Genomic DNA, 9,088 nt, shown 5'->3' on the forward strand with positions numbered 1-9,088 from the left:
CGGATGTGTTTGTGGAAAGAATGGAAAACCCCGAAAACAAGAATTCGGAAACTCAGAGGATTAGGGGTTCCAAGCCATAAGGCACTCGAATGGGGCAATACACGCAAGAAATATTGGCGATTGCCTGCAGTCCCATTCTACACAAAACCCTCGACAACTCCTATTGGAAGCGTCGAGGGTTAAGAAGTCTATTCGAAAGATATCAAGAGCTACGTCAAACTTAATTGAACCGCCGTATACCGAACGGTACGTACGGTGGTGTGAGAGGTCGGGGGTTAGTCACCCCCTCCTACTCGATTTTTATGGGCAGTTCTCTACAGTCAAAATGATAGTAATGAAAAAATAAAATTATTATTCTAAAACACTTTTTCACTGGAAAGTACAAGTGGATCGTTTCTAGAATCTATTTAGAAAATGTAAAGGTTTTCAAGGTTTATTCCATTTTTATCCATCAATTCTATCTATAAAAATCAACTAGTTTATAATAATAAAAAAATATACATATTTTAGACAATATTTCGTCAGAAAGGGTTGCATTTTTTACTTTATAGGTCTAGAATTGAAAGCGTTTAGTACATATCCATATCTCTAGTCTTGTCTTTAAGATAAAGGCTAATTTCTAGTGATTTACTTGGAGAAGTGCTACACTATTAATAAATTCATTTACTTATCTTTTACATATCCAAAGGGGTGTAAGTCATGATCAATCAACTTTCATGGAAAGTTGGCGGACAACAAGGGGAAGGTATTGAAAGTACAGGGGAAATCTTTGCAATCGCATTGAATCGCCTAGGATATTACTTGTATGGTTATCGTCACTTTTCATCACGTATTAAGGGCGGTCATACTAACAACAAAATCAGAGTAAGTACGACACAGGTTCGTTCTATTGCTGATGATCTTGATATCCTTGTAGCTTTTGACCAAGAAACTATTGATTTCAACTACAAAGAGCTTCATAGTAAAGGCGTAATCTTGGCAGATGCGAAGTTTAACCCGAAAAAACCTGAAGATACAGAAGCATCATTGTATGCGGTACCATTTACAGAAATTGCTACTCAACTTGGAACTTCTCTAATGAAAAACATGGTGGCAATCGGTGCTACGGCTGCTATTTTAGATTTAGATATTCAAGTATTTGAAGAAGTAGTAAAAGAAATTTTTGGTAAAAAAGGCGACCAAGTTGTGGCTAAAAACATGGAAGCTATTAAAGCCGGATTTGATAATATGTCGGCGAACCTGTCTGGGGTTCGAACTATGCAGCTGGCAAAAGCAGACGGCAAAAAACGGATGTTCATGATTGGTAACGATGCAATCGCACTCGGAGCACTTGCAGGCGGATGCCGTTTTATGGCTGCTTACCCAATTACACCAGCTTCTGAAATCATGGAATATTTAATTAAGAAATTACCTGCTTTAGGTGGTACGGTCATTCAAACAGAAGACGAAATTGCTGCTGCTACCATGGCGATTGGTGCGAACTATGCAGGTGTACGCACACTTACTGCTTCAGCAGGTCCTGGACTTTCTTTAAAAATGGAGGCAATCGGCCTTTCCGGTATGACTGAAACTCCGCTTGTAATTGTAGACACCCAACGTGGCGGTCCTTCAACTGGATTGCCAACGAAGCAAGAACAATCAGACCTTATGGCAATGATTTATGGTACTCATGGTGAAATTCCAAAAATTGTAATGGCGCCAAGTACAGTAGAAGAAGCATTCTATGATACAGCAGAAGCTTTCAATCTTGCTGAGGAATATCAAGTACCAGTAATTGTATTATCGGATCTGCAATTATCATTAGGTAAACAAACCGTTGAACCTTTAAACTTTGACAAGGTTGAAATTAGACGAGGTAAATTAATTACTGATGAGCTTCCTGAATTGGAAGGTAAGGCTTATTTCAAACGCTATGAAGTAACAGAAGATGGTGTTTCCCCTCGTGTTCTACCAGGTATGAAAAATGGAATCCACCATGTAACAGGTGTTGAACATGCGGAGACAGGTAAACCGTCCGAATTAGCGGAAAACCGTAAAGCACAAATGGATAAGCGGATGCGCAAGATCCAAAATATTCGTTTTAATACCCCAGTTCATAAAAATGTGAAGCATGAAGAAGCAGATGTTTTATTCGTTGGTTTCAATTCTACACGCGGGGTAATTGAAGAAGCGATGGAACGCCTTGAAAAAGATGGATTAAAAGTGAACCATGCACATATTCGTTTAATTCATCCATTCCCAACTGACGAGGTTCTTCCACTTGTTCAATCAGCGAAAAAAGTTGTGGTTGTAGAAAATAACGCAACTGGACAATTAGCCAATATTTTAAAAATGAATGTTGGTCATGCCAATAAAATTGTGAATCATTTGAAGTATGACGGAAATCCGTTCCTGCCTCATGAAGTTTATTCAAAATGTAAGGAGTTGTTCTAAATGGCCACTTTTAAAGACTTTAGAAATGATGTGAAACCCAACTGGTGCCCTGGCTGTGGTGACTTCTCTGTACAAGCAGCATTACAACGTGCGGCTGCAAATGTTGGCTTAGAGCCAGAAAATTTAGCTGTCATTTCTGGTATCGGCTGTTCAGGACGTATTTCCGGATATATTCACTCTTATGGTTTTCACGGAATCCATGGCCGTGCTCTTCCAATTGCACAGGGAGTGAAAATGGCTAACAGGGACCTAACAGTCATTGCTTCTGGTGGTGACGGAGACGGATTTGCGATTGGGATGGCTCATACCGTTCATGCGATCCGCCGTAACATTGATATTACTTATATTGTAATGGATAACCAAATTTATGGATTGACAAAAGGACAAACGTCTCCTCGTTCTGCAGCAGGCTTTAAAACAAAGTCAACTCCATCTGGATCCATTGAACAAGCGATTTCTCCAATGGAATTGGCTCTTACTGCTGGTGCAACATTTGTTGCTCAAAGCTTTTCAACCGACTTAAAAGATCTTACTGCTTTAATTGAAGCAGGAATTAAGCATAAGGGCTTCTCCCTAATTAATGTATTCAGCCCTTGCGTAACTTATAATAAGGTTAATACTTATGACTGGTTTAAAGAAAATCTTACAAAGCTAAGTGATGTGGAAGGGTATGATCCACATAACCGTGAAATGGCCATGCAAACATTAATGAAATATAATGGATTAGTTACTGGTCTGATTTATCAAAATACAGAACAAAAATCTTACCAAGAATTAGTTCATGGCTATTCAGAAACTCCACTATCAAAAGCTGATCTAAAACTCGATCAAAATTACTTTGATAAATTAGTTGCTGAGTTTATGTAAGCAATATTTTAAAAAAATCCCGAGTGAGAATCTCGGGATTTTTTTTGCAAGGGTGTATGCCCTAGATTTGCTATTGTTTTCATATCCATAAAGCTTTATACTATAATAATGTGCAGATAACCCCCAATCTTTATGCACGAAAAAATTTTTTTAGATGAATTATCTCTAGAAAGGGGATCACATATATCATGAATGAAAAACAACGATTAGAAGGTCAGCAAGCAGTCGCTGCTAATTCTTCGGACAAAAAATCCGCCAAGGATTACAGCAAATACTTTGAACGTGTAATCACCGCTCCTTCTCTGAAGGAAGCAAAAAAGCGCGGTAAAGAGGAAGTAAAATATCATAATGACTTTGCTATTCCAGAAGAATTTCGTGGAATGGGAAATGGCCGTAAGTTCTATATTCGAACTTATGGATGTCAAATGAACGAGCATGATTCGGAAGTAATGGCGGGAATCTTTTTAGCCTTAGGGTATGAACCAACTGATCGCCCAGAAGATGCCAATGTTATTCTATTAAATACTTGTGCGATTCGTGAAAATGCTGAAAACAAGGTATTTGGTGAGCTTGGACATCTTAAGGCATTAAAAATGGAAAACCCTGATTTATTACTTGGGGTTTGCGGTTGTATGTCCCAAGAGGAGTCAGTCGTTAACAAAATTTTAAAAATGTATCAACATGTGGATATGATTTTCGGAACCCATAATATTCACCGCTTGCCGCATATCTTGAATGAAGCGTATATGTCAAAAGAAATGGTGGTAGAGGTTTGGTCTAAAGAAGGTGACGTCATTGAAAACCTTCCAAAAGAGCGCCGTGGTCATATCAAGGCATGGGTTAACATTATGTATGGCTGTGATAAGTTCTGTACGTATTGTATTGTTCCTTATACTCGCGGTAAAGAACGCAGCCGCCGTCCGGAAGAAATTATTCAAGAAGTACGCCAGTTAGCAGCACAAGGATATAAAGAAATTACCTTGCTAGGTCAAAACGTGAATGCGTACGGTAAAGATTTTGAAGATATCAAATATGGGCTTGGCGATTTGATGGATGAGCTTCGTAAAATCGATATCCCTCGTATCCGATTTACAACAAGCCATCCACGTGACTTTGATGATCACTTGATTGAAGTATTGGCCAAAGGCGGCAACTTAATGAATCATATTCATTTGCCAGTTCAATCAGGTTCAACTGAAGTATTGAAAATAATGGCACGAAAATATACTCGTGAACAATATCTTGAACTTGTAAGAAAAATTAAAGCAGCGATCCCTGATGTCGCATTAACAACAGATATTATCGTTGGATATCCAAATGAGACGGAAGAGCAGTTTGAAGAAACTCTATCTCTTTACCGTGAAGTTGGATTTGAATCAGCCTATACCTTTATTTACTCTCCAAGGGAAGGTACTCCAGCAGCAAAAATGGAGGACAATGTCCCAATGGAAGTGAAAAAGGAGCGCTTGCAACGATTAAATAATCTTGTGAATGAACTTTCCGCAAAAGCGATGAAGAAATATGAGGGCCAAATTGTAGAGGTTCTTGTTGATGGTGAAAGTAAGAACAATCCTGACGTTCTTGCTGGTTATACGACTAAGAATAAATTGGTTAACTTTACTGGTCCGAAATCAGCCATTGGAAAAATTGTGAAAGTAAAAATTACTGAAGCAAAAACATGGTCATTAAACGGAGAAATGGTGGAAGAATTAGAAGCGGCAGAGGTGAAATAAGGTGGCGAAGTATACAAAAGACGAAATCGTCGCTCGTGCTAAAGAATTGGCACGCATGATTGCAGAAACAGATGAAGTGGACTTCTTCAAACGTGCAGAAGCAAAAATTCATGAAAATCCTAAAGTGCGTATGTTAATTTCCGATATAAAAGGATTACAGAAACAGGCTGTTAATCTGCAACATTATGGGAAATCAGAAGCATTAAAAAAAGTTGAAGCAAAATTGGCTTCCCTGGAGCAAGAATTAGATGAAATTCCGGTTGTACAAGAATTTAAGCAATCACAAGTTGAAGTCAATGATTTGCTTCAGCTAATTGCTACCACTATTTCCAATACTGTCACAGATGAAATTATTATTTCAACAGGCGGGGATTTACTCCGTGGTGAAACAGGTGCCAGTTTGAGAAATGGCGGCGCTGCATGTGCAGGCCATAATGATTGCGATCATGACCATTAATGATGATAAGCCAGACTTTCTAAAAGTCTTGGCTTATTTTTTTTATCTATTTATCTAAGCATTTGTCCAAAGGCACACACCTAGACATCCCGCATATGATGAAATCATGAATAAACTTTTTCCAGCATTCCAAGATTTACTTTCACACTAGTCTAGACATTCGCATAGGATGAAATGAAACTGAATGAGGAGGGTTCGCGCGAAATGGGAGAATATAGAGAGATATTTGCGAAGGCCGTAGTAGCGAAAGGACGAAAGTACACCAAGTCCAATCATACGATTAGCCCGGCACATAATCCGACAAGCGTGTTAGGTTGTTGGGTTATCAACCATAAATACAACGCGAAAAAAGTTGGCAAGACAGTCGAAATTCACGGCTCTTATGACATCAATGTATGGTACTCCTATAATGATAATACGAAAACTGAAGTAGTAACTGAACGTGTACAATATACAGATGTCATTAAGTTAAAATACCGTGATCACGATTGCTTAGAAGACAATGAAATTGTGGCTAAAGTTCTTCAACAGCCTAATACATGTGAAGCAGTGATTTCTCCAAATGGAAATAAAATCATTGTTCATGTGGAAAGAGAGTTTCTTGTTGAGGTAATTGGCGAGACCAAAATTTGTGTTCGGGTCAATCCCGAAGGCTGTGAAGACAATGAGGATGAATGGGGATTGGATGTAGATGACGAAGAGTTTGAAGATCTAAACCCTGATTTCTTAGTTGGTGGAGAAGAAGAATAAAATGAACTAGGAGGTTTTTGCTTCCTAGTTTTTTTCTTTTTCAGTGTAAATGGATGATTAATATGAATATATTCAACATGAAAAAAATCATACCTTCCTTCCCATAGTTAATAGGTGAAAGGTTTATTCATGAATGGCCGCTCTTGAACATAGTCATGAATGGAGGATTATTTCAAGGAGGAATAACGATGAACGAACGTCTTTTTCGACAGGCGATGGGGAAATTTGCAACAGGTGTGACAGTGGTGGCTACAGAGGTGGATAGAAAAGTCCACGGAATGACAGCGAATGCGTTTATGTCGGTCTCCCTGAATCCGACACTCGTAGTAGTCTCCATAGCAGAAAAAGCACAAATGCTTGAATACATGAAAAAAAGCAAACAGTTTTCTGTAAATATCCTTTCAGCAGAACAAAAGGAACTCTCCATGATTTTTGCTGGTCAACTGAAAGAAAATCGGGAAGTTTCATTTGATCAACTTGGTGGAGTGCCGGTATTGCCAGGGGCGATTGCCCAAGTAGTATGTGAGGTTTCAGCCGCACATGTGGAAGGGGATCATACATTGTTTATTGGAAAAGTGAAAGAGATACAGGTGAATGAACATAGGGGAGAGCCTCTTATCTATTATAGTGGTCAATATCGTTCGCTGGCAGAATAAAAAATGTATGTTCATACCTTTTCATATTAGCAGCTTTCCATATCCGGGACTATTTCTAATATTCTTTTATTTCTATTTTTTAAAAATTTTGATAATATATTACTTAATAGATTTTACTGGAGGAAATAGAAATGATCGTACAATTAAAGGATGTTACATTGGTACGGGATGGGAAGCATATTTTAAAAAACGTAAATTGGCAAATTGAAAATGGAGAGCATTGGGTGCTGTTTGGTTTAAACGGTTCCGGAAAAACAGCCATTTTAAATCTATTAAATGCTTACTTTTTTCCAACAACCGGGAGTATCCATGTGCTAGGGATGGAATTCGGTAAAACGTATCTCGGCGAAAAATTGCGAAGGAAAATCGGCTTTGTATCGTCTTCCCTTCAGGAAAAGTTTTATCCGGGGGATCATGCCTTTGAGGTAGTATTGAGCGGAGCATTTGCCTCGATTGGACTTTATGAAACACCGACCGATGAAATGAGAAAAAAAGCCATTCGTCTGCTGGAGGAGCTAGGGTGTATAGAGTATGCCAACCAAAATTATGAAACCTTATCCCAAGGAGAAAAGCAACGTGTATTAATTGCAAGGGCACTCATGGCTGATCCTGAATTATTAATTTTAGACGAACCTTCAAATGGGCTTGATTTTATTGCTCGTGAAAAATTGTTAGAATCCATTGAGATCATTGGAAAAAACAACAAGGCACCCACGATTATTTACGTTACCCACCATGTGGAAGAGATTTTACCGCTTTTCAATAAAACGATGTTATTAAAAGAAGGACAAGTTTTTGCTGCCGGGACAACGGACGAAATCCTATCAGAGGAACGACTATCAGATTATTTTGGTTTACCCGTCCATGTTCGTTGGCAGAATGGTCGACCTTCTTTATCAAAATTACATTTACAAAAATAAGCATGTAATGATCTGTGATTATAATCAGCGATCCGTGATGGATCGCTTTTTATTTTTCTTTGGACATATATGGCTATTCCTATCATACATTTCTAGAAAAGGACATTCATTTCGGAAGTAGATTGTCAGACAACGGGAATAGAAAAGGAGAAAGTAATAAAATGGAGAAGGTTCTACAAGAAATCATCGATCATTATCGTGCATTTTTCTCGCTAGAGGCTTTCGAACAAATATTTTTAGATCCGTATAGCTGGGGAGTCATTGGATCACTGGTCCTATTAGAAGGATTATTATCCTCAGACAATGCGTTGGTGTTAGCGGTGATGGTGAAGCATTTACCAAAGGAACAGCGGAGGAAAGCCCTTTTCTACGGAATCTTTGGTGCCTATTTATTCCGATTTTTAATCATTGGCATTGGCATTTCTTTCATACAAAAAGGCTGGATCATGATCGTTGCTGGACATTATCTGTTATACATCGCCTTAAAAAATTTACTCCAGGAAAAGGCGGAGGAAGAAGAAGTCGATCGACATAAATGGGGGTTTTGGGGAACGATTTTGACCGTGGAGATGATGGACATTGCATTTAGTATTGATAGTATTGTGGCAGCCCTAGGTGTCTCTGATCAAGAATGGGTCTTATTTATCGGTGGTATCATAGGCATATTAATGATGCGGGGGGCAGCACAGTTATTTCTCGGATTGATTAAAAGAGTACCAGAATTTGAGGCAACTTCTTTTGTGTTAATCGCTATAATAGGGGTAAAAATGATTGTTTCACCATTTGGGTACCATATGAACGAAATCGTATTCTTTGGGTTACTTATTTGTGTCTTCTTAGGGACGTTTATTGTCCATTGGATGAGAAAGGACTCCGGTAATGAACCAACGGTCTAGGATGGGAGAGAGTTTCTAAATAACATCAATATTATGAGAAAAATTTTTTCATGATAACTTTATTAATTCAAAACCTATATAATTTCAAAAAAAAGCACGCAAATGCGTTGAACTGCCCCCTGTCAAGTAGACAGTGGAAATAATAAAAAATGATTCATGCGGCTTTAGACCTGTATTCAACAGGGCTAAGGCCGTTTAGCTTTTCTTGATATCTTTCGTTATTATAAAAGTAAATGTAATGATCAATATCTTTTGACAATTCCTCAAATGTCTCATACTTATGTAAGTAATATTTCTCACTTTTAAGGGTTCCCCAAAACGATTCCATTGGTCCGTTATCAATACATCTTCCTACTCGCGACATACTATGGGTTAA

General features: G+C 38.3%; 9 protein-coding genes and 1 pseudogene. 9 read left to right on the plus strand and 1 reads right to left on the minus strand.

Annotation, left to right across the window (positions count from 1 at the left end; all coding sequences use genetic code 11):
- The 9 genes and pseudogenes from GZA11_RS15620 to GZA11_RS15660 all read left to right on the plus strand — a co-directional run.
- A pseudogene (locus GZA11_RS15620) lies at positions 1 to 224 on the plus strand (group II intron reverse transcriptase/maturase); the annotation flags it as partial.
- 475 nt (positions 225 to 699) lie between these two features.
- Positions 700 to 2,433, plus strand: a complete 1,734-nt coding sequence (locus tag GZA11_RS15625) for a 2-oxoacid:acceptor oxidoreductase subunit alpha (protein WP_163184344.1) — start codon at positions 700 to 702, stop codon at positions 2,431 to 2,433.
- Positions 2,434 to 3,300, plus strand: a complete 867-nt coding sequence (locus tag GZA11_RS15630) for a 2-oxoacid:ferredoxin oxidoreductase subunit beta (protein WP_038541265.1) — start codon at positions 2,434 to 2,436, stop codon at positions 3,298 to 3,300. It begins immediately after the preceding gene.
- A gap of 188 nt (positions 3,301 to 3,488) precedes the next feature.
- Entirely contained in the window at positions 3,489 to 5,033 is a 1,545-nt protein-coding gene (gene miaB / locus GZA11_RS15635) for a tRNA (N6-isopentenyl adenosine(37)-C2)-methylthiotransferase MiaB (protein ID WP_163184345.1), read from the plus strand.
- A 1-nt stretch (position 5,034) separates the two neighbouring features.
- A complete protein-coding gene (locus GZA11_RS15640) occupies positions 5,035 to 5,490 on the plus strand; it encodes a RicAFT regulatory complex protein RicA family protein (protein WP_038541271.1) in 456 nt (151 codons plus the stop codon).
- 204 nt (positions 5,491 to 5,694) lie between these two features.
- Positions 5,695 to 6,240, plus strand: a complete 546-nt coding sequence (locus tag GZA11_RS15645) for an outer spore coat protein CotE (RefSeq protein WP_038541273.1) — start codon at positions 5,695 to 5,697, stop codon at positions 6,238 to 6,240.
- A gap of 188 nt (positions 6,241 to 6,428) precedes the next feature.
- Positions 6,429 to 6,896, plus strand: coding sequence for a flavin reductase family protein (locus GZA11_RS15650; RefSeq protein WP_038541276.1), 468 nt, complete (start codon positions 6,429 to 6,431; stop codon positions 6,894 to 6,896).
- Between the two features lie 131 nt (positions 6,897 to 7,027).
- A complete protein-coding gene (locus GZA11_RS15655) occupies positions 7,028 to 7,816 on the plus strand; it encodes an ABC transporter ATP-binding protein (RefSeq protein ID WP_163184346.1) in 789 nt (262 codons plus the stop codon).
- A gap of 161 nt (positions 7,817 to 7,977) precedes the next feature.
- The gene (locus tag GZA11_RS15660) at positions 7,978 to 8,712 is read left to right on the plus strand and encodes a TerC family protein (RefSeq protein ID WP_163184347.1); all 735 of its coding nucleotides are present in this window, start codon (positions 7,978 to 7,980) and stop codon (positions 8,710 to 8,712) included.
- A gap of 154 nt (positions 8,713 to 8,866) precedes the next feature.
- On the opposite strand, the gene GZA11_RS15665 is transcribed toward GZA11_RS15660, so the two are convergent.
- Positions 8,867 to 9,088, minus strand: a 222-nt coding sequence (locus GZA11_RS15665) for an IS3 family transposase (protein WP_163184348.1), incomplete at its 5' end; no start/stop codon positions are given.

The organism is Neobacillus sedimentimangrovi, assembly GCF_010614825.1.
Taxonomy (GTDB): domain Bacteria; phylum Bacillota; class Bacilli; order Bacillales; family Cytobacillaceae; genus Neobacillus; species Neobacillus thermocopriae.